The sequence below is a fragment of the Oerskovia douganii genome, from assembly GCF_015142735.1.
GTDB lineage: Bacteria > Actinomycetota > Actinomycetes > Actinomycetales > Cellulomonadaceae > Oerskovia > Oerskovia douganii.
On record NZ_JACSPN010000006.1, the window covers coordinates 14894 to 35008 of the forward strand.

Below are 20115 nucleotides of genomic sequence, written 5' to 3' on the forward strand. Positions count from 1 at the left end.
CCTTCCTGATCCATCACCCGGATGCCAGCGGGCTCGCTCGCCGGCATCCGGGTGAATGTCACGAACGTGCCGTGCGCAGCGCGACGAGCGCGATCCCGGTCGCCACGAGCATGAGCGCGAACCCGATCCACGACGTGGTCCCGACCCCGCTGCCGAAGGCCTCGTGAGCCGAGGCGAGCAGCGCCTGCGCCTGGTCGGCGGGCAGGGTCTGCGCGACCTGGGTCGCTCCGCCGAGGGTCTCGGCGGCCGCCGTGGCGTCCGCCGCCGCCACGCCGTCGGGCACGACGACGTTGCGGTGGTACGACGCCGTGAGGATGCTCCCGAGGACAGCCGTGCCGAGCACGGCGCCGACCTCGTACGCGGTCTCCGAGATGGCCGAGGCGGCTCCCGCCTTGTCGGCCGGCACCGCGGACACGATCAGGTCGTTCGACACCGTCTCGGCGGCACCGATCCCGATCGCGAGGATCACGAACGCCCCGACGAGGCCCATGAGGGTGCTCGCGCCCGCGCTCAGGGCGACGGCCGCGTACCCCGCGGCGGCGAACAGGAGCGCACCGGCGACGACGAGCGCGGGACGGACGCGGCGGACCACCCGGACCACGAGGAGCCCTGCGACGATCATCGCGACGAGCCCCGGCAGGAGCGCATAGCCGGCCTCCATGGGGCTCAGGCCCAGCACGAGCTGGACGTCCTGCGACACGAAGAACAGGAAACCGACGAGGGAGAACACGGACAGCAGGTTGATGACGACCGCGCCCGAGAACTCTCCGCGCCGGAACAGGCGCACGTCGATCATGGGGTCGGGACGCCCGAGCTGGCGGCGCACGAACGCCCACCCGGCGACCAGGCCGAGGGCGAGGGCGCCGACCGCGAGCACGCTCGGGCCGGACTTCGCGAGGGTCTTGATGCCGAGCACGATCGGGGCCATGGTCGCCATGGAGAGCACGATCGAGACGACGTCGACCCGGCCCGGGTTCGCGTCCTTCGACTCGGGCACGAAGATCGGCGCGAGCACCAGGAGCAGCACGAGCACCGGGACGGCGAGCAGGAAGACCGAGCCCCACCACGAGTGCTCGAGCAGGAACCCGCCCGCGATGGGTCCGATCGCGTTGCCGGCCGCGAAGCCGGCCGCCCACACGGCGATCGCGAGCCGCCGCTCCTCGCGGTCGGTGAAGATGTTGCGCAGCAGCGAGAGCGTCGGGGGCATGATCATGGCGCCGAAGAACCCGAGCCCGGCCCGCGAGGCCACGAGGGCCTCGGCGCTCGGCGCGTAGGCGGCGACGACCGAGACGGCGGCGAACCCGACCGCGCCGGTCAGGAGCAGCCTGCGGCGACCGATGCGGTCGGCGAACGAGCCCATCGAGACGAGCAGGCCCGCGAGCACGAGCGGGTAGACGTCGATCATCCACAGCAGCTGGGTGCCGGTGGGTCGCAGCGCCTCGGAGATCTGGGGCAGCGCGAAGGTGAGCACCGTGTTGTCGATCGAGACGAGCAGCACGGGAAGCATGAGCACGGCGAGCGCGACCCAGCGGCGGTTGCGGGTCAGGGGCGAACCGGGGGTGCTGGTCGCGACGCCCTGCGAGGCGCCCGGGGTGCCGTGGGGGTCCCGGGGCGTCCGGAGGTCCTGGACGAGAGTCACGGGAGTGTCCTTTCACGTACGAGGACGGCTGGGGCGACGCTGTGGCGTCGGACTTCCAACCGTCCAGACGGTATAGTAACCGTCCGGACGGTACACTTTCAAGATGCCGCCGCCCCCTGCTGCCCGCGCCAAGGTCCTCGAGGCGTTCGCCACGCTGCTCGTGACCCAGGGCGAACGTGCCGCCACGCTCGACGCGGTCGCCGCCGAGGCCGGGGTCTCCAAGGGAGGCCTGCTCTACCACTTCGGCTCCAAGGCAGCCCTCGCCGAGGGGCTCATGGAGCTCCTGCGCGAGCTGACCGCCGCCGACGTCGAGGCCATGCGCACGGCCCCCGCAGGCCCGGTCGACTACTTCATCCGGACCTCGGCCGACTCCGACAGCGGCTTCGAGCTCGTCTACGTCGCCGTCTCCCGGCTCGCCCAGGGCAGCTACCCGCAGGCCCGCGCCGCGCTCGACGACGCCCACGACGCATGGTCCGGAGCCGTGCTCGAGGTCGTCGGCGACCCGGTCCTGACGCGCGCGATCATGCTCATCGGCGACGGTCTCTACGCCCAGGCGAGCGACCACATCGCGAGCGGCTCCTCGCCCTCCGCGACAGAGGCGGACCGAGCGGGCTCGATCGACGACCTCCTCGACCTGATCGACGAGATGGTCGCGCTCCGCACCCACGGCTGACGCCACGGGCGGGCGCCCCGGGCTCGACCTGCGCGGCGCCGTCGGGCGTCCGCACCCAGCCTGGACGTGCGGGAGGCGTCGGCCGCCCCCAGTGGCAACCGACGCCCCGTCCTCCCGCACACCTCATGCGGTCCCCCGCCCTGCACGCAGAGCAGGGAGATCCCGTACCCCACCCCGGTCCCACGGTCCGTAGCGTGGAAACCCCCGGGGCGACGCCGGTCAGGGAGTGCCCAAGGGACACCCAAGGACCAGTGTCACCCCTCGCGCCCCCGTTCGCCAGACCACGTGCCCCGGCAGTTGCGCGATGCACACCGCGCCGGAGGTCGACGCACGCCGTCCTCAGCCCAGTCGCACCGCTGCGAGCCAGGCCTCGGCGAGGAGGTCGTGCCCCGCGGGCGTGGGGTGCACGCCGTCGTACGCCCAGGCCTGCGGGCCGAGCCCGCTCGTCGCCACGGCCTGCGCGAACGGGCCGTCGGTCGCGACAAGGGCGAGCCCCTGCTCCGCAGCGAGCCGCCGCACGACCTGGATCTTGGGGTCGAGGTCCTCGCGCCACGCCCACTGCTCGGCGCGGACGGGCACCAGGAAGGGCTCGACCAGGACGATCGCGGCCTGCGGAGCCCCCGCGCGGGTACGGTCCAGCAGGTCGCGGTACCCGGCCTCGAACGCCTCGGTGCTCGTCGCGTCCTCCCGGTCGTAGCGTCGCCAGGTGTCGTTGATGCCGATCTTGATCGACACGAGGTCCGGCTCGAGGGCGAGGACGTCGTCGTCCCACCGAGCCTGCAGGTCAACGACCCGGTGACCGCTCACGCCACGGTTGAGCACCTCGACCCCGTGCCGGCCGCACACGCCCGCGACCCGGGCCGCGTACCCGTGCCCCAGCCCGAACTCCCCCTCGGCGAGCCGCCCCGCGTCCGTGATCGAGTCGCCGACCAGCACCGCGCGCGAGCCCGCCACCAGCACCGGGCGGTTCACGCCGTCCCCTCCGCGGCGCCCGCCGGACGCGCGCCGCCGCGCACCGGGGCCGCGGCCGTCCGGGAGGCCTCGACCGTCGCGGCGACCTGGTGCAGCGCGTCCTGGAGCGGGGCGTAGTGCGCGATGACCGCCTCCCGGTAGGCGTCGGCGTCCCCCGCCTCGGCCGCACGGAGCATGGCCCCGTGCGCCTTCGCGGTGAGGTCGATCTGTTCGGGGGCGGGCAGCCCCAGCTTGGGCGAGACCACCTGGTGCACGTCCCAGAAGGCCGTGCCGAGCTGGGCGACGAGGAAGTTGTCGAGGTGGGCGAGCAGGTGCGAGTGGAACTCGCGGTCCTCCTCGAAGAAGTCCTCGCCCTTCTGGGCCTTGCGCTCCATCGCGGCGACGAGGCTCTCCAGGTCGGGGTTGGAGGTGCCGGCCATCTCGGTCACGATCTGCTCGGCCATCGACAGGTCGAGCGCCTGGCGCACCTCGACGACCTCCCGCAGCGCCGAGAAGTCGTCGCCCGGGATGAGGACCCCGCGGAAGACGAGCCCCTCGACGAGCGGCTTGAGCGAGAGCTGCCCCACGTAGGTGCCGTAGCCGTGCCGCACCTCGACGATGTCGAGCGCGGCGAGCGTCCTGATCGCCTCGCGGACGTTCGACCTGCTGACGCCGAGGAGCGAGCAGAGCTCGGCCTCGGTCGGCAGCAGGTCGCCGGGCCGCAGGTGGGCTCGCAGGATGTAGTCCTTGATCTGTTCGGTAGTCGTCGGGGGACGCACCCCCTGACCTCCGAAGCCCAGATGTGACACGGGCTCGGTAGCTGTCATGCGCCTTGACCTCCTCAGAAATTGCCTCTACGGTTCAACCCTACCAGCGTCAGACATCAGACGTCCTATATCTGGAGAGTTCATGGCTACCTCGATGGCGAATAGCACGAACGCGACCGACACCTCCCGCCGGAGCTTCCTCAAGCTCGCCGGCGTGATCGGCGCCGGAGCGGTGATCGCAGGCACGATCGCCGCCTGTGGCGGACCCGCGTCCACCTCGTCCGACCCGCAGACCACCCCCGCCGGCGGCGGGGCCAAGCCCAACCTCGACGGCACGATCGAGGCGGGCATCTCCTACGCCCTCTCGACCGGCTTCGACCCCATGACGACGTCCGGCGCCGTGACCATGGCCGCCAACTGGCACGTCCTCGAGGGCCTCGTCGAGCTCGACCCGGCGGCTCGCACGCCCTACGCCGCGCTCGGCAAGGAGCTGCCCAAGAAGATCGACGAGACCACGTGGGAGGTCACGCTGCGCGACGGCGCCACCTTCCACGACGGCTCCCCCGTCACGACCGACGACGTGGTGTTCAGCTTCAACCGCGTCCTCGACCCGGCGAACGCCTCGCTCTACTCCCAGTTCCTGCCGTTCCTCGCCTCGGTCACGGCCAAGGACGACAAGACGGTCACGTTCACGCTCAACTACCCGTTCGGGCTGTTCGTCGACCGCGTCTCGGTCGTCAAGATCGTCCCGAAGGCCATCGTCGAGGCCGACCCCCAGGCCTACGACTCGCTGCCCGTCGGCTCGGGCCCCTACAAGCTCACGAGCGCGACGGTCGACGACAAGATCACGTTCGAGCGCTTCGACGCGTACAACGGCGCACGCCCGGCGCTCGCCAAGACCATGACCTGGAACCTGCTGTCCGACGCCGCGGCCCGCGTGACGGCCGTCGAGTCGGGCCGCGTCCAGGCCATCGAGGACGTGCCCTACCTCGACGCCGACCGCCTCGCGAACGCCGTCACGGTCGAGTCCGTCCAGTCGTTCGGCCTGCTGTTCATGATGTTCGACTGCTCCAAGGCGCCGTTCACGGACAAGCGCGTGCGCCAGGCGTTCTTCCACGCGCTCGACATGGACAAGATCATCAGCACGGGCCTGCTCGGCAACGCGACCGCGGCGACGAGCTTCCTGCACAAGGAGCACCCGTCCTACGTCAAGGCGAGCACGGTCTACTCGCACGACCCCGCCAAGGCCAAGAAGCTCCTCGCCGACGCGGGCGTGAGCAGCCTCGCGATCACCCTCCTGACGACCGACACGAGCTGGGTCAAGGACATCGCCCCGCTCATCAAGGAGGACCTGGACGCGGTCGGGATCGCCACGACCCTCGACATCGGCCAGTCCGGCGGGCAGTACAAGAAGGTCGACGACGGCACGCTCGACGTCATGGTCGCCCCCGGTGACCCGTCGGTCTTCGGCAACGACCCCGACCTCCTGCTGCGCTGGTGGTACTCGGGCTCGGTGTGGCCGGTCAAGCGCTACCGCTGGGCCAGCACCCCCGAGTTCGCCGAGGTCACGCGCCTGCTCGACCAGGGCGCCGCCGAGCAGGACGCGGCCAAGCAGAAGAAGACCTGGGGCGAGGTGTTCGACATCCTCTCCGACGAGGTCCCGCTGTACCCGCTGCTGCACCGCAAGCTCCCGAGCGCGTGGGAGGACTCCGCGCTCGACGGGTTCAAGCCCCTGCCCGTCACGGGCCTGTCCTTCCTGGACGTCTCCCGCACCGCCTGACGTCCGTGTCCCGGGTGGCGGTGGCGCTCCCCTGCGCGCCGCCGCCACCCACCCCGACCCCGAGGAGTACCGCGTGACCGCGCTCCTACGACTGACCGGACGACGGCTGGTCGCCCTGCCCGTCATGATCCTGGGCATCACCCTGCTCGTCTTCGTCGTCATGCAGTTCGCGCCCAGCGACCCGGCGACCAACGCCCTCGGCGAGTCCGCGACCGACGCGGCCAAGGAGGCCTACCGGGCGGCCAACGGGCTCAACGACCCGATGCTCGTGCAGTACGGCAACTTCCTGGCCGGCCTCGTGCGCGGCGACCTGGGCATGACCGTCCCGCCCAGCCAGCCCGTGAACGAGCTCATCGCGAACGCGTTCCCGCTCACGCTCCAGCTCACGTTCATGGGCCTGATCATCGCCGTGGTGCTCGCGCTCGTGCTCGGCGTGACGGCGGCGCTCTACCGCGACCGCTGGCCCGACCAGGCCATCCGCGTCCTGTCGATCGCCGGCGTCGCGACGCCGTCGTTCTGGCTCGCGATCCTCCTCATCCAGCAGTTCTCGCTGCGCCTCGACTGGTTCCCCTCGGGCGGCTACACCAACCCCGCGGACGACTTCGGGAAGTTCCTCGCCTCGATGTTCCTGCCTGCGCTCTCGCTCGCGATCCCCGTCGCCGCGTCGCTGACCCGGGTGGTCCGCACCGCGATGGTCGAGGAGCTCGACCGCGACTACGTGCGCACCGCGATCGGCTCGGGCCTGCCCCGCGGCGTGGTCGTGGGTCGCAACGTGCTGCGCAACGCCCTCATCACGCCCATCACGGTGCTCGGCCTGCGCGTCGGCTACCTCATGGGTGGCGCGGTCATCATCGAGGTCATCTTCGACCTGCCCGGCATGGGCAAGCTCATCCTCAACGGGGTCACCGCGAGCGACACCGCGCTGGTGCAGGGAGTGACGCTGACCGTCGCCCTGACCTTCGTGATCGTCAACATCCTGGTCGACCTCCTGTACCTCGTCGTCAACCCTCGAATCCGGACGGTGTGACATGCGTCGGAAGCTGACAGAACGACTGTCCCGCCCGGGTATGCGCCTCGCCGCTCTCCCCCTGGGCTCCAAGATCGCCCTCGCGTTCGTGCTCCTGGTCGCGGTCCTCGCGATCTGCGCCCCGCTCGTCGCGGCGTACGACCCGCTGCAGTCCGGCACGCCGGCCCAGCCGCCGTCGGGCGAGCACTGGTTCGGCACGGACCGCATGGGACGCGACATCTTCTCCCGCATCGTCTACGGTGCCCGCTACTCGCTCGTGATCGGCCTGGGGGCCACCGCGGTCGCCCTGGTCGCCGGTGCGATCCTCGGCTCGATCGCCGCGACGGCCCACAAGGCCGTGAGCGAGACCCTGATGCGTGTCCTCGACATCATCATGGCCTTCCCGGGCATCGCCCTGGCCGTGGTCTTCGTCGCCGTGTGGGGCAAGTCCCTGCCCGTGCTCATCTTCACGATCGCGTTCCTCTACACCCCGCAGATCGCCCGGATCGTCCGGGCCAACGTGCTGAGCCAGTTCGGCGAGGACTACGTGTCCGCCGAGAAGGTCATCGGTGCGCGGACCTCGCTGATCCTCGTCAAGCACGTGGCCCGCAACTGCATCGCCCCGATCATGGTCTTCGCGACCGTGCTGGTCGCCGACGCGATCGTGTTCGAGGCGAGCCTGTCGTTCATCGGCGCGGGCGTGCAGGACCCCGAGCCCTCGTGGGGCAACGTCATCGCGTACGGCCGCAACCTGCTGCTCAACGGCGGCTGGTGGGCCACGTTCTTCCCCGGCATGGCGATCCTGCTCACGGTCCTCTCGCTCAACGTCCTGTCCGAGGGCCTGACCGACGCGATGGTCCGCCCCGCGGCCCGCAAGCCGGCCGAGGCACGCGGCGCGGCAGCCGTCGCCGCCACGTCCGCCGCCGCCGAGGACGCCGCGCACGCCACGGACCCCCTCACGGAGCACGACGCCGACGCTCCCCTCGAGTACACGGGCGCGGCCGACCTGCGCGAGCCGCGCGTGCTCGACGAGCTGGTCGCGGACACCTCGGTGATCCCCGACCCGCAGATCGCGGTCGCGGCCGCCGCCGCCCAGCGCGAGGCGCTCGCGGTCCAGCTCGACCGCCTGCGGGTCGCCGAGCAGAACCGGACGGACCGGCTGGTCTACACGGGCGACGCCGCTCCCCTGCTCGAGGTCAAGAACCTCTCGATCCGCTTCCCGGAGCGCCACGGCGACGTGGCGGTCGTGGACGACATCAGCTTCTCGGTGCGTCCCGGCGAGACCATGGCCCTGGTCGGCGAGTCCGGCTGCGGCAAGTCGCTCACGAGCCTCGCCGTCATGGGCCTGCTGCCCTCGTCGGCGCAGGTCACGGGCGAGATCCTCCTCGACGGCGTCGACCTGCTCACCACGCCACCTGCACGCCGCAACGCTCTGCGCGGCCACGAGATGGCCATGGTCTACCAGGACGCCCTGAGCTCGCTCAACCCGTCGATGCTGATCCGCTCGCAGATGGCGCAGCTGATCAAGCGGGGCGGGACGCGCACCGCGGTCGAGCTCCTCGAGCTCGTGGGCCTCGACGCGGACCGCACGCTCAAGAGCTACCCGCACGAGCTCTCGGGCGGGCAGCGCCAGCGCGTGCTCATCGCGATGGCCCTGACGCGCGACCCGCGTCTGGTCGTGGCCGACGAGCCGACCACGGCCCTCGACGTCACGGTGCAGAAGCAGGTCGTGGACCTGCTCAACGAGCTCCGTGAGGAGCTCGGGTTCGCGATGGTCTTCGTGAGCCACGACCTGGCGCTCGTCGCCTCGCTGGCCCACCGCGTCACGGTCATGTACGCGGGCCAGGTCGTCGAGTCGGCCCCCGTGCCGAGCCTGCTCATGAACCCGCAGCACGAGTACACGCGCGGCCTGCTCGGGGCGGTCCTGTCGATCGAGTCGGGCGCGGAGCGCCTGCACCAGATCCCGGGCACGGTCCCCTCGCCGCGCGACTTCGCGACGGGCGACCGCTTCGCTCCCCGGTCCTCGCGGCCGCAGGACGCGTTCGTGCCCCGGCCCCCGCTGCGCACGCTGCCGGGGACCGACCACCGCTACGCGAGCCACACCGAGACCGACAGCGGTCTCCTGGTCCAGGAAGGTGCCCGATGAGCGACGACACTCCTGTCCTAGAGCTCAAGGACGTGCACGTGGTGCACAAGGCCCGCACGGGCAAGCTCTTCCGCCCGGACCGCGTCCACGCGGTCGCCGGGGTCGACATGGCCGTGCGGCGCGGCGAGACCATCGGGATCGTGGGTGAGTCGGGCTGCGGCAAGTCGACCCTCGCCAAGGTCATGGTGGGCCTCCAGGCCCCCACGAGCGGCGACGTCGTGTTCAACGGCCGCAGCGTCCTGCGGCGCAACGCCCGGACCCGCAAGGAGTTCGGTCGCGCGATCTCGATCGTGTTCCAGGACCCGTCGACGGCCCTCAACGGACGCATGCTGGTGCGTGACATCCTGCGCGACCCGCTCGACGTGCACGGGATCGGGTCGCCGCGCGACCGCGAGAAGCGCGTGAGCGAGCTGCTCGACCTCGTGGGTCTGCCCCAGTCGGCGCTCGACGTGCTGCCGAGCCAGGTCTCGGGCGGTCAGCGTCAGCGCGTGGCGATCGCCCGTGCGCTGGCCCTCGACCCGGACGTGATCGTCGCGGACGAGCCCACGTCGGCTCTCGACGTCTCGGTGCGTGCCCAGGTGCTGAACCTCCTGACGGACCTCAAGGCCCGCCTGAACCTCGGCCTGGTGTTCATCTCGCACGACATCCAGACCGTCCGGTACGTCTCCGACCGCATCGCGGTCATGTACTTCGGGAAGGTCGTCGAGGAGGGCACGGCCGAGGAGGTCTTCGACCGTCCCACGAACGACTACACCCGGACCCTGCTCGGCGCCGCGCCGACGCTGCTCTGACGGTCCCCCATCCACCCGGCGCCGGGCGAGGCATCCCGCCCAGCGCCACCGCACCATCCTTGGAGTCCGCTGTGCCCACCACGACCACCTTCTCCGGTGTCATCCCTCCCGTCGTCACCCCGCTCACGGCGGACGGCGAGCTCGACCGCGCGTCGTTCGAGCGCCTCATCACGAGCCAGCTCGACGCGGGCGTGCACGGCCTGTTCGTGCTCGGTTCCTCGGGCGAGGTCGCGTACCTCGACGACGCCCGCCGCTCCCAGGTCATGGAGGCCGCGGTCGAGATCACGGCCGGCCGCGTGCCCGTCATGGCGGGCGTGATCGACATCTCGACGCGCCGCGTCGAGGACCAGGTCCGCCGCGCGGCCGACGCGGGCGTGGACGCCGTCGTCGCGACCGCCCCGCTGTACATCCGCACGAACGACGACGAGATCGAGCGCCACTTCCGCGGCGTGGCCGCGGCGAGCGACCTGCCGCTGTTCGCGTACGACGTGCCCGTGTGCGTGCACTCGAAGCTCGACCTGGGCATGCTGGTCCGCCTGGGCTCCGAGGGCGTCATCGCGGGCGTCAAGGACTCGAGCGGCGACGACGTCGGCTTCCGTCGCCTCGTCGCGGCGAACCGTGCCGCCGGCAGCCCGCTGCGCCTGTTCACGGGGCACGAGGTCGTGGTGGACGGCATGCTGCTGCTCGGCGCCGACGGCGTCGTGCCCGGCCTCGGCAACGTCGACCCGGCCGGCTACGTGCGCCTGTGGGACGCGGCGCAGGCGGGCGACTGGGCCGCGGCCCGCGACGAGCAGGACCGTCTCGCGGCTCTGTTCGAGATCGTCTTCCAGCCCCGCGGCTACAGCGGCGGCGCGAGCGGCCTGGGCGCGTTCAAGACGTCGCTCCAGCTCCTCGGCGTGATCGGGTCCAACGTCATGACGACCCCGGCCCCCGCCCTGGAGGGCGAGGTCGTGGACCAGATCAAGGTGATCCTCGCGGAGGCCGGGCTGCTGTGACGAGCTCCCCGATCAGCCACCGCACCGCCGTCGGGATCGACCTGGGCGGTACCAAGATCGCCGCAGGTCTCGTCCGCGACGACGGCACGGTCCTCGCCCGGGCCGGGGTCCCCACCCCGGCCCGGGAGGGGGCGGCCGCGATCCTCGACGCGGTCGCGCGCCTGGTCGCGCTCCTCCTGCCCGACGGCGTTGCCTCGCCCGGGTCGGCCGGCTCGCCGACCGGGCTGGTCGGGGTCGGCATCGGCTCGGCCGGGGTCATCGACTCCGGCCGCGGCCGGGTCGTGGCCGCCACCGATGCCCTGACGGGCTGGGCAGGCGCCGACCTCGCGGGCGGGATCTCGTCCCGCCTCCTGGCCGCGGGCGGCCCCGCGGCGGGCCTGCCGGTGCACACCGACAACGACGTGCACGCGCACGCGCTGGGCGAGCACTGGCTGGGCGCGTGCGCGGGGACGCGGACCGCGCTCGTCGTCGCGGCGGGCACGGGCGTGGGGGCGACGCTCCTGCTCGACGGCACGCCCCAGCACGGGGCCCGGCACGTCGCCGGTCACCTGGGGCACCTGCCCGCCGCCGAGGCGGCGGGGCTGCGGTGCACGTGCTCGCGCACCGGGCACCTCGAGGCCGTCGCGTCGGGTCCGGCGCTGCACGCCCTGTACCTGCGTCTCGGTGGCGACCCGACGGTCGAGACCGCCCGGGTCGTGTGCCAGATCACCGACGTCGATCCCGTCGCCCACCAGGCGGTGGTCCTCGCGTCCACGGCCCTGGGGCGGACCGTGGGCGGCGTCGCGAACATGCTCGACCCGGAGGTCGTCGTCATCAGCGGCGGGCTCGCGGGCGCCGGGAGCCTGTGGTGGGACACCCTGAGCGAGGCGGTGGCCTCCGAGCTCATGCCCGCCCTCGACGGCCTGCCCGTCGTGGCCGCGACCCTCGGCGGCGACGCCGCCGTGCTCGGTGCCGCCCGGCTCGCGTTCCTCGCGCACGCGGGCGACGACCCGCGGGGCACGAGGGCCGCGCACGACTCGGCCGGGCTCTCGCTGCCCTACCTCGCGAGCTCGTGACCGGGGTCCCGATCCCCCGCCGACCCGCCAGCACACCCCACCCGGAGGAACTCGTGACCGACCGACCGCCGACCTCCCTCGCCGGCACCGACCCGTCCCCCGACCCGCTCGTCGCGCTGCGCGGCGGGCTGGTCGTCTCGTGCCAGGCCTACCCGGGCGAGGCCATGCGGGACCCGCGCACCATGACCCAGGTCGCGCTCGCAGCCGTCGAGGGCGGTGCGGTCGGGATCCGGGTGCAGGGCATCGAGGACATCGAGCACGTCACGCGCGCGTTCGCCGAGGCCGGCATCACGGTGCCCGTCACGGGGCTCTGGAAGGACGGGGCCGACGGCGTCTTCATCACCCCGACCCTGCGGCACGCGGTCGCGGTCGCCCGGGCGGGAGCCACGATCGTCGCGATCGACGGGACCCGGCGCCCTCGCCCCGACGGGCTGAGCCTCGCCGCGACCGTCGCCGGGCTGCGCGAGCACACGTCCGCGCTCGTCATGGCGGACTGCGGGAGCCTCGACGACGCGCTCGCTGCCCGCGACGCCGGGGTCGACGCGGTCGGGACCACGCTGTCCGGGTACACCGGAGAACGCCCCCGCACCCAGGGACCCGACCTCGAGCTGCTCGCCCAGCTCGTGGAGCGCATCGACCTGCCCGTGATCGCCGAGGGACGCGTCCACTCCCCCGCCCAGGCGCGCACCGCGCTCGACGCGGGCGCCTGGGCCGTGGTCGTCGGCACCGCGATCACCCACCCCACGACCATCACGGGGTGGTTCGTCGACGCGCTCTCGGCCTGAGCCCCGCGGGCCACGCCCGCACCGGTCGACCGGCCCACCCCACCCGATCCCCACCCGGGTCCTGCGCACCGCCGCGGAGGACCCGGGGGCACCGGGACCACGACGGTCCCGCACCTGCCCGCCCGACGCTCGCTCCGCCGTCGGGCACCTCGCACCCGGAGCACCCACAGACCGGACCCCCGCACCCGACTCGGTGCCGAGGCGGAGGTCCGCGCCGCGCCCGCCCCGCGCCGGGGCACGGCGCCGCACCCGCAGGACCGCACCGTGCACCAAGAGCTCTGACCCGACGAAGCCAGGAGTATCTGATGCCACTGCACCCATCCACCCCGACCACCCCGCCCGGCTCCCAGCCACCCGCGTGCACCCGCCGAGGGTCCCGCGCCGCGCTCGCCGCCGGGCTCTCCCTGCTCCTCGTGGTCCCGGCCGCGAGCGCCCAGGCGTTCGACCCGTTCCCGCCCGCAGCGACCGACGGTCCCGGGACCTTCTCCGAGCAGACCCTCGCGGTCGGCGGCACGGGGGGCTATGCGAACTACCGCATCCCCGCCCTGACCACCACGAACGACGGGACGATCCTCGCGTCGTACGACGGCCGCCCGTTCCACGCGGGTGACGCCCCGCAGCCCAACTCGATCCTCCAGCAGGTCAGCCGCGACAACGGCGCGACCTGGGAGCCAGCGACCGTCGTCGCGGCCGGGTACGGCACGAACTCGTCGCCCGACAAGTACGGGTTCTCCGACCCGTCCTACGTCGTGGACCGCGAGACCGGCACGATCTTCAACTTCCACGTGAAGTCGTTCGACCAGGGCTTCGGCGGGTCGGCCACGGGCATCGACCCGACCAACCGCCAGATCCTGCACGCCGCGGTCAGCGTCTCCGAGGACGGCGGCCAGACGTGGGAGGGCCGCGTCATCACCGAGGGCGCCAAGGACCCGTCGTGGGCCGGCATCTTCGCGGCCTCGGGCGAGGGCATCCAGCTGCGCTACGGCGAGCACGCCGGACGACTCGTCCAGCAGTTCACGGCCCGCACGGGCGGCACGTACAAGGCGTACAGCGTGTACTCCGACGACCACGGCGCCACGTGGCAGCACGGCGAGGCGTTCGGCACGGGCATGGACGAGAACAAGTCGGTCGAGCTCTCCGACGGACGCGTCATGATGAACTCGCGCGACTCCGCGGGCAGCAAGTACCGCAAGATCGCGTACTCGACCGACGGCGGGCACACGTACGGGCCCGTGACGCTCGACCGCCAGCTCCCCGACCCGACCAACAACGGGTCGGTCTCGCGCCTGTACCCCGACGCCCCCGAGGGCTCGGCCGAGGCGAAGATGCTGCTGTTCAGCAACTCCAACAGCACCACGGGCCGCGAGAACGTGACCGTGCGCCTCTCGTGCGACGACGGCGCGACGTGGCCGGGCTTCCGGGTCGTCAACCCGGGCTCGGGCGCCTACTCGACGCTCTCGCCCATCGGCGACGGGCGCTTCGGGCTCCTGTACGAGACGCAGGGCATGAACGCGATCTCGTTCGCGAGCTTCGACCAGGAGTGGTTGAACGCGACGTGCGCCTCGACCGTCGTGCCGGACACGACCGTCGCGACGGGCGCCACCGTGCAGGTGCCCGTCCAGGTCACCAACCAGAACCAGGCGCCGCTCGCCGCGTCGCGCCTGACGATCGACGCTCCCGTGGGCTGGAGCGCGACCACGGTCGACGTGCCCGCGATCGCTGTCGGCCAGAGCGCCACGGTCCGGGTCGCGCTCACCGCGTCCGCGACCGCCGCCGCGACGACGGCGAACAACCCCGTCCGCGTCCAGAGCGTCCTGACGACGGCCGACGGCACGCAGGCGCGCGCCTACGGCTACGTGACCGTGACGGGCGGCCCTGCGGGTCCCGTGACCTCGCTCGCGGTGTTCGGGAAGTACACGACCGACCGTGACGTGGCGGCGCAGCCGTACACCGTCGGCGAGCGCGTGCCCTACTCGTTCCGCGTCTACAACACCGGGACCACGGCCTACCGCTCGACCGCGACGGGCAACCTGACGAACCTGTCCCCGGGCTGCAACTGGAGCAGCCTGCCCGCGGGCGGCACGTACCTGTGCTCGCTCGCGTACCGCGTCGTGACGGCCGACGACCTCGCGGACGGGTTCTTCGTCCCCGAGACCCGCTGGTTCATGAACGCCACCCAGGCCACGTCGGTCCCCCTCACGGGCGACCCCGTCGACCTGGTCGACCGCCGTCCCTCGCTCGCCGTCACGGCCGGCGAGCCCACGGTCGAGGACACCGACGCGAGCGGGACCGTGAACGCGGGCGACGTCGTCGTCAACGCCCTCACGGTCCGCAACACCGGGAACGTGCGCCTCACGGGCGTCGGCGCCGCGGACGTGTGCGCCGTGCCCGCGCTCGCTCCCGGGGCCGAGGCCGCGTGCGGCACGGTGCGACGCACGCTCACCGCGGCCGACGTCGCGGCGGGCTCGCTCGCGGGCCGTTCCGTCGCGGTGGCCGCCTCCAACGGCGACCGGTCCGTGACGGGGCGGGTCGACGTCGCCGCCTTCGACGTCCCTGCGCAGCCCGCCGTGCCGGTCGCGGTCACGGCGAGCGTCCAGTGCGTGGCGGGCACGGTCCAGCTCACGGGCCGGGCCGTCAACGAGGGCGACGGGGCCGTGGACGTCACGATCCGCTCGACCGCGGGCACCAAGGCGTTCGCGGCAGTCGCCCCCGGGCGCAGCGCGTCGCAGCGGTTCGCGACCCGTTCTGCCGGGGTCGGGGCGGGAGAGGTCACGTTCGAGGTGTCGTCCGCGACGCTCGGTACGCAGACGCTGACCGCGCCGTACGACGCCCGGACCTGCTGACCGGCTGAGCCGGGCGGGCGCCGTCGGCGTCCGCCCGCGCTCGTCGGCGCCACCGACCTCGGCCCTCGTCCCCATGCCGGTGGGGACGGGGGTCGAGCCCGTGCACGGACGCCGTCAGCTCGCGGGGTCGTCCAGGAACGCGCGCACCTCCTGCGCGCACCGGCACGCGGCCGCGATCCTGGCGGCCCACCCGAGCGCCTCCTCGCGCGTCGGCACCTCCAGCACCGTCCAACCGCCGTCCAGCCCTCTCGTCCGGGGGTGGGCGCCCTCGGCGACCGTGCCGTCACCGTCCACCAGGACGGGCGGTACGCTCTCGTCGATGCCGCCGCCGAACACCCAGACGCCGGCGGCCTTCGCCTCCTCCACCACCGCGTGCGACGCGTCCGAGACGGCCCGCATCTGGTCGTCCGGCACGATCATGGCCTCGCTCGGGAACGAGATCAGGTACTTCGTCACGGTGTCCGCCTTCCCGTGGCCGGTGCCCTAGCTGCCGGCGAACGCGGCGCGCAGCGCAGGCATCTCGAGCTTGATCATCTGCATCATGGCGCCCATCATCCGCGCCACGGCCTCCTGGTCGTCGGACTGCGCGAGCTCCTCGAACTCGACGGGCACCACCTGCCACGAGAGCCCGTAACGGTCCTTGAGCCAGCCGCACTGCGACTCGGTGCCGCCGCCCGAGAGCAGGGCGTCCCAGTAGTGGTCGACCTCCGCCTCGTCCTCGCAGCGCACGATGAACGACACGGCCTCGCTGAACGGGAACAGGTGGTCGGGGCCGCCGTTGATCAGGTTGAAGGGCTGGCCCCGCAACGTGAAGTCGATGGTGACGAACGTGCCGTCGGGCATCTTCAGGGAGTCCCCGACGGTGCTGTCGGGGAACACCGAGGTGTAGAAGGCCACGGCCTCCTCGAGGCCGCCGTTGAACCACAGGCTCGGGACGATCGGTCGCATCGTTCTCCTCCTCCCGCGCGGCGCGCGGTGCGTCGCACTCTCCAGGTCCGACCGGCCGGGGCGGCCGAACTCATCGGTCCCCGCACCTCGAGAGACGGCGGCCCGGTCCGGCGGCGACCTTCACGCGGCGGTCCGCAGGAACGTCCCCAGCGCCTCGACCACGAGCAGGTGGTCGTCGCGCTGGGCCAGGCCGGACACGGTCACGACGCCGATCACCCCGACGCCCTCGACCCGCAGCGGGAACGCCCCGCCGTGGGCCGCGTACTCCTGGAGCGGCAGCTCGTGCTGCGCCGTGAACGTCGTGCCCCGGGCCTTGGCGCGCAGGCCCATGAGGTACGACGACGCACCGAACCGCTCGACCACGCGCACCTTGCGCTGGACCCAGGTGTCGTTGTCGGGTGTGGTGCCCTCGGTCGCGGCGTGGAAGACCTGCTGCGGCCCGCGGCGCACGTCGATCGTGATCGGCAGGGACCGCTCGGCCGCGAGCTCGACGAGCAGGCAGCCGAGCCGCCAGGCGTCGTCGTGCGTGAAGCGCGTGAGCACGAGGTCGCGCTCGTGCTGCTCGGCCTCGGCGACGAGGCGGGACAGGTCGGGGTTCTCGGGCTGGTCGTGGGTCATGGCGTCAGCCTGGCACGCCGCGGCACGTCACGCCGAGGCCTTCTTGCGCGTCGTCTTCTTCTTCGCGGGCTCCTTCGTCGAGGCGGGCGCCGTGGTCGAGGCGGCCTGGTCGTCCGAGGCGCGTGACGCCGTCGGGCGCTCGCTCTTCTTCCTCGTGGTGCCCGACGACGCAGCCTCCTTCGAGGGCTTCTCGCCCTTCGCGTCGCCCGACTTCTTGCCGCGCGAGCTCTCGACGCTGCGGCGCAGCGCCTCCATGAGGTCGATGACCTCGGCGCCCTCGCCGCCCTTCTCCTCCTGCTCGCCGAAGGTCTCCTCGGTGCTGAACGTGTCGCCTGCCTCGATCTTGGCCTCGATGAGCTGACGGAGCTGGGCCTGGTAGTCGTCCTGGTACTCCTCGGGCGTGAAGTCGGCCGCGAAGGACTCGACGAGCTGCGACGACATCGCGAGCTCCTTGGCGCTGACCTTCGCCGGCTCGTCGAGCGTCGGGAACGCGGCCTCGCGGACCTCGTCGGCCCACAGCAGCGTCTGCAGCACCAGCACGTCGTCGCGCACTCGCAGCGCCGCGAGCCGCGTGCGCTGGCGCAGCGCGAACTTCACGATCGCGGTGCGGTCGGTCTCCTCGAGCGTGCGGCGCAGCAGCACGTAGGCCTTGTTCGAGGAGGAGTCGGGCTCGAGGTAGTAGCTGCGGTCCAGCAGCATGGGGTCGATCTGGTCGGTGGGCACGAACTCGACGACCTCGACCTCGCGGCTGCGCTCGGCGGGCAGCGACCCCAGGTCCTCGGCCGTGAGCACGACCGTGCGCTCGCCGTCGTCGTACGCCTTGTCGATGTGCTCGTACGCCACGACCTCGCCGCAGACCTCGCACCGTCGCTGGTAGCGGATCCGGCCGCCGTCCTTGTCGTGCACCTGGTGCAGCGGCACGTCGTGGTCCTCGGTCGCCGAGTACACCTTGATCGGCACGTTGACGAGACCGAACGTGATGGCACCCTTCCAGATGGCCCTCATGTCTCCATGGTGCTCCCGGGGCCGGGGGCTGGCGAGTCGTCAGACGGGCTCGAGGCGGTGGTGCGGACCCTCCTGTGGGCGGCGCCCGGCATCATGGGCGCATGGCCGGCACCAGGTACGAGTTCGAGGCGGAGCTGTGGCGGTGGACCGCGCGCAGCGACACGTGGGTCTTCGCGGCGCTGCCCACCGACGTCAGCGACGAGATCGCGGACTCCCCGCTGCCCCCGGCGGGGTTCGGGTCCGTCAAGGTCGAGGTCACGCTCGGCGGGTCGCGCTGGACCACCTCGGTCTTCCCCGACGCCGAGCGCAGGACGTTCGTCGTGCCCGTCAAGGCCGCGGTGCGTCGCCGCGAGGCGGTCGACGTCGGCGACACCGTGCGGATCGCGGTCGAGACGCTGCTCTAGCGGGTGGTCCCCTCGTCCTGCCTGCCCCGCAGGTACGAGTCGAGCAGCTCCCACGAGGGCGCGAACGGGCTCGGGCTCTTCTCCCCCGCGGGGTGCGCGGTCGCGGTGTCACGCGAGTGCTGGAGGACCTCCTCGTGCAGCCGCTCCATCTTGGCGTCGAGCTCGGAGGCCGCGAGCGACGCCTCCCGCAGCTCGTCGATGAGACGCTCGGGCACGGCCTTGTCGTACTTGTAGTAGATCTTGTGCTCGAGGCTGGCCCAGAAGTCCATGGCGATGGTGCGGATCTGGATCTCGACGACCACGGGCTGGACCCGGTCGGACAGGAACACGGGCACCTCGACGATGAGGTGCAGGGACTTGTACCCGTTGCCCTTGGGATGGGCGATGTAGTCGCGCTCCTCGAGGACCACGACGTCACGCTGACCCGCGATCATGTCGCGGACCGTGTAGATGTCGGACACGAAGCTGCACGTGACCCGGACGCCCGCGATGTCGAAGATCTCCGCGCGCAGCGCCTCGATCGTCAGGTCCACGCCCTTGCGCCGGGCCTTCGCGAGCAGGGACTCGGGCGACTTGAGCCGCGAGGAGACGTGCTCGATGGGGTTGTACTCGTGGGCGTAGGCGAACTCGTCCCGCAGGATGGTGATCTTCGTCATCACCTCGTCCATGCCGAAGCGGTAGGTCATCATCAGCCGCGTGAAGTGCTCCCGCAGCGCTCGGAGCTCCGCCCCCACCTGGGGGTCGTCGTGCATGGGTCCTCGCTGGTCGCGCCCGTCGTCCACTGTCCCGATCCTTCGCCGTCTCGATCTCCCACGGTCGCACACCGTGGGCGCTCCGGGCGTACGCGTCCGCCGCGGCCCCCCGCGCGTCTCAGGTCGTGGCCCGGTTCTCGCGCCGGGCGGCAGGCCCAATGTCCTCGGGTCCCGGGACCAACGTCCTGACCTCGGACGGCGCTATTGACGCGGTGTCAATAGCGGTCCTAGCGTCGAGACGACAGCTCAGGAAGGGGCCACGATGACCGACGTGACGACGCGAAGGCGGCGACGTTCAGCACCCGAGGTCCGCGCCGAGGAGATCGTGCACGCGGCCCGCGAGCTGTTCGCCGAGCAGGGCATCGCCCGGACCTCGACCAAGGACGTCGCGGAGCGCGCGGGCGTTGCCCGCAGCCTCGTCTACTACTACTTCCCCGACCAGGACGCCCTCGTGGACGCCGTGCTCGAGGGCTACGTCGCGGAGTTCGTCGAGTCCGTCCGGGCCTGGGACGCCGCCCGCGAGCCGGGCAACATCGACAAGGCACTCGTCGACTGCATCGCGATGTTCCGCACCCACCTGCGGGCGGTCGCGCCGCTGCGCGACGACATGCAGCGCACCGAGAGCGCGGGCCTGTACAACCGCTTCCTCGACCAGGCCGTGCGGGCCGTCGTCGAGTGCATCGGCACGACGACGGTCGAGGCCTACGCGGCCCGGCACCGCATCCGCATCGAGAACGTCCCCGAGACGTTCTACGTCCTCGTCTACGGCCTGGTCGGGCTCGCCCGGAACACCCCCGACGTCGACGACGCGGTGCTCGTGACGATCGTGCGGCAGGTGCTGCACCTCGAGGAGGCGCGTTCCGGCACCGAGTGACGCGACGGCCCGGGTCCCGACGGTGCGCCGGGACCGGGCTCGCCCACCAGGCGCACCGTCCCCCCACCCCGGGCGGCCACCGG

19 protein-coding genes are annotated in these 20115 nt (G+C 72.3%); 11 read left to right on the forward strand and 8 right to left on the reverse strand.

Annotated elements, in window-relative coordinates:
• Positions 1–58: 58 nt before the first annotated feature.
• A complete protein-coding gene (locus H9623_RS06300; RefSeq protein WP_227748282.1) occupies positions 59–1546 on the reverse strand; it encodes an MFS transporter in 1488 nt (495 codons plus the stop codon).
• Positions 1547–1742: 196 nt separating this feature from the next.
• On the opposite strand from H9623_RS06300, the gene H9623_RS19970 reads away from it, so the two are divergent.
• Positions 1743–2312, forward strand: a complete 570-nt coding sequence (locus tag H9623_RS19970; protein WP_193719218.1) for a TetR/AcrR family transcriptional regulator — start codon at positions 1743–1745, stop codon at positions 2310–2312.
• A gap of 339 nt (positions 2313–2651) precedes the next feature.
• Here the strand turns inward: H9623_RS19970 and H9623_RS06310 are convergent, their stop codons facing one another.
• The gene (locus H9623_RS06310; protein ID WP_321575315.1) at positions 2652–3284 is read right to left on the reverse strand and encodes an SGNH/GDSL hydrolase family protein; all 633 of its coding nucleotides are present in this window, start codon (positions 3282–3284) and stop codon (positions 2652–2654) included.
• The gene (locus tag H9623_RS06315) at positions 3281–4090 is read right to left on the reverse strand and encodes a FadR/GntR family transcriptional regulator (RefSeq protein ID WP_193719219.1); all 810 of its coding nucleotides are present in this window, start codon (positions 4088–4090) and stop codon (positions 3281–3283) included. The genes H9623_RS06310 and H9623_RS06315 overlap by 4 nt, the downstream gene beginning before the upstream one ends.
• Positions 4091–4184: 94 nt before the next feature.
• On the opposite strand from H9623_RS06315, the gene H9623_RS06320 reads away from it, so the two are divergent.
• From H9623_RS06320 to H9623_RS06355, 8 genes are all read left to right on the forward strand, one after another.
• Entirely contained in the window at positions 4185–5810 is a 1626-nt protein-coding gene (locus tag H9623_RS06320; RefSeq protein ID WP_227748272.1) for an ABC transporter substrate-binding protein, read from the forward strand.
• A gap of 73 nt (positions 5811–5883) precedes the next feature.
• Complete coding sequence (locus tag H9623_RS06325; protein ID WP_193719221.1) at positions 5884–6837, forward strand: ABC transporter permease; 954 nt, start codon at positions 5884–5886, stop codon at positions 6835–6837.
• Position 6838: 1 nt separating this feature from the next.
• Positions 6839–8962: a dipeptide/oligopeptide/nickel ABC transporter permease/ATP-binding protein gene (locus H9623_RS06330; protein WP_193719222.1), complete on the forward strand. Its 2124-nt coding sequence runs from the start codon at positions 6839–6841 to the stop codon at positions 8960–8962.
• Complete coding sequence (locus H9623_RS06335; protein ID WP_193719223.1) at positions 8959–9753, forward strand: ATP-binding cassette domain-containing protein; 795 nt, start codon at positions 8959–8961, stop codon at positions 9751–9753. The genes H9623_RS06330 and H9623_RS06335 overlap by 4 nt, the downstream gene beginning before the upstream one ends.
• 71 nt (positions 9754–9824) lie before the next feature.
• Positions 9825–10748, forward strand: coding sequence for a dihydrodipicolinate synthase family protein (locus H9623_RS06340; protein WP_193719224.1), 924 nt, complete (start codon positions 9825–9827; stop codon positions 10746–10748).
• Positions 10745–11803, forward strand: coding sequence for an ROK family protein (locus H9623_RS06345; protein ID WP_321575316.1), 1059 nt, complete (start codon positions 10745–10747; stop codon positions 11801–11803). The genes H9623_RS06340 and H9623_RS06345 overlap by 4 nt, the downstream gene beginning before the upstream one ends.
• Before the next feature lie 53 nt (positions 11804–11856).
• Positions 11857–12588, forward strand: a complete 732-nt coding sequence (locus H9623_RS06350) for an N-acetylmannosamine-6-phosphate 2-epimerase (protein WP_193719225.1) — start codon at positions 11857–11859, stop codon at positions 12586–12588.
• A 305-nt stretch (positions 12589–12893) separates the two neighbouring features.
• Entirely contained in the window at positions 12894–15431 is a 2538-nt protein-coding gene (locus H9623_RS06355) for a sialidase family protein (RefSeq protein ID WP_193719226.1), read from the forward strand.
• 114 nt (positions 15432–15545) lie between these two features.
• On the opposite strand, the gene H9623_RS06360 is transcribed toward H9623_RS06355, so the two are convergent.
• The 4 genes from H9623_RS06360 to ku all read right to left on the reverse strand — a co-directional run bounded on the left by H9623_RS06360 (position 15546) and on the right by ku (position 18002).
• The gene (locus H9623_RS06360; protein ID WP_193719227.1) at positions 15546–15887 is read right to left on the reverse strand and encodes a YciI family protein; all 342 of its coding nucleotides are present in this window, start codon (positions 15885–15887) and stop codon (positions 15546–15548) included.
• Positions 15888–15914: 27 nt separating this feature from the next.
• A complete protein-coding gene (locus H9623_RS06365; RefSeq protein ID WP_193719228.1) occupies positions 15915–16379 on the reverse strand; it encodes a VOC family protein in 465 nt (154 codons plus the stop codon).
• A 120-nt stretch (positions 16380–16499) separates the two neighbouring features.
• Positions 16500–16997, reverse strand: a complete 498-nt coding sequence (locus tag H9623_RS06370; RefSeq protein WP_193719229.1) for a heme-degrading domain-containing protein — start codon at positions 16995–16997, stop codon at positions 16500–16502.
• Between the two features lie 27 nt (positions 16998–17024).
• Complete coding sequence (ku, locus tag H9623_RS06375) at positions 17025–18002, reverse strand: non-homologous end joining protein Ku (RefSeq protein ID WP_193719230.1); 978 nt, start codon at positions 18000–18002, stop codon at positions 17025–17027.
• A 101-nt stretch (positions 18003–18103) separates the two neighbouring features.
• Here ku and H9623_RS06380 point away from each other — a divergent pair, with 101 nt between their 5' ends.
• Entirely contained in the window at positions 18104–18406 is a 303-nt protein-coding gene (locus H9623_RS06380) for a DUF1905 domain-containing protein (RefSeq protein WP_193719231.1), read from the forward strand.
• Here H9623_RS06380 and H9623_RS06385 read toward each other — a convergent pair.
• The gene (locus H9623_RS06385; RefSeq protein ID WP_193719232.1) at positions 18403–19158 is read right to left on the reverse strand and encodes a GTP pyrophosphokinase; all 756 of its coding nucleotides are present in this window, start codon (positions 19156–19158) and stop codon (positions 18403–18405) included. The genes H9623_RS06380 and H9623_RS06385 overlap by 4 nt on opposite strands.
• A 271-nt stretch (positions 19159–19429) precedes the next feature.
• Here H9623_RS06385 and H9623_RS06390 point away from each other — a divergent pair, with 271 nt between their 5' ends.
• A complete protein-coding gene (locus H9623_RS06390; RefSeq protein ID WP_193719233.1) occupies positions 19430–20032 on the forward strand; it encodes a TetR/AcrR family transcriptional regulator in 603 nt (200 codons plus the stop codon).
• Positions 20033–20115 lie beyond the last annotated feature (83 nt).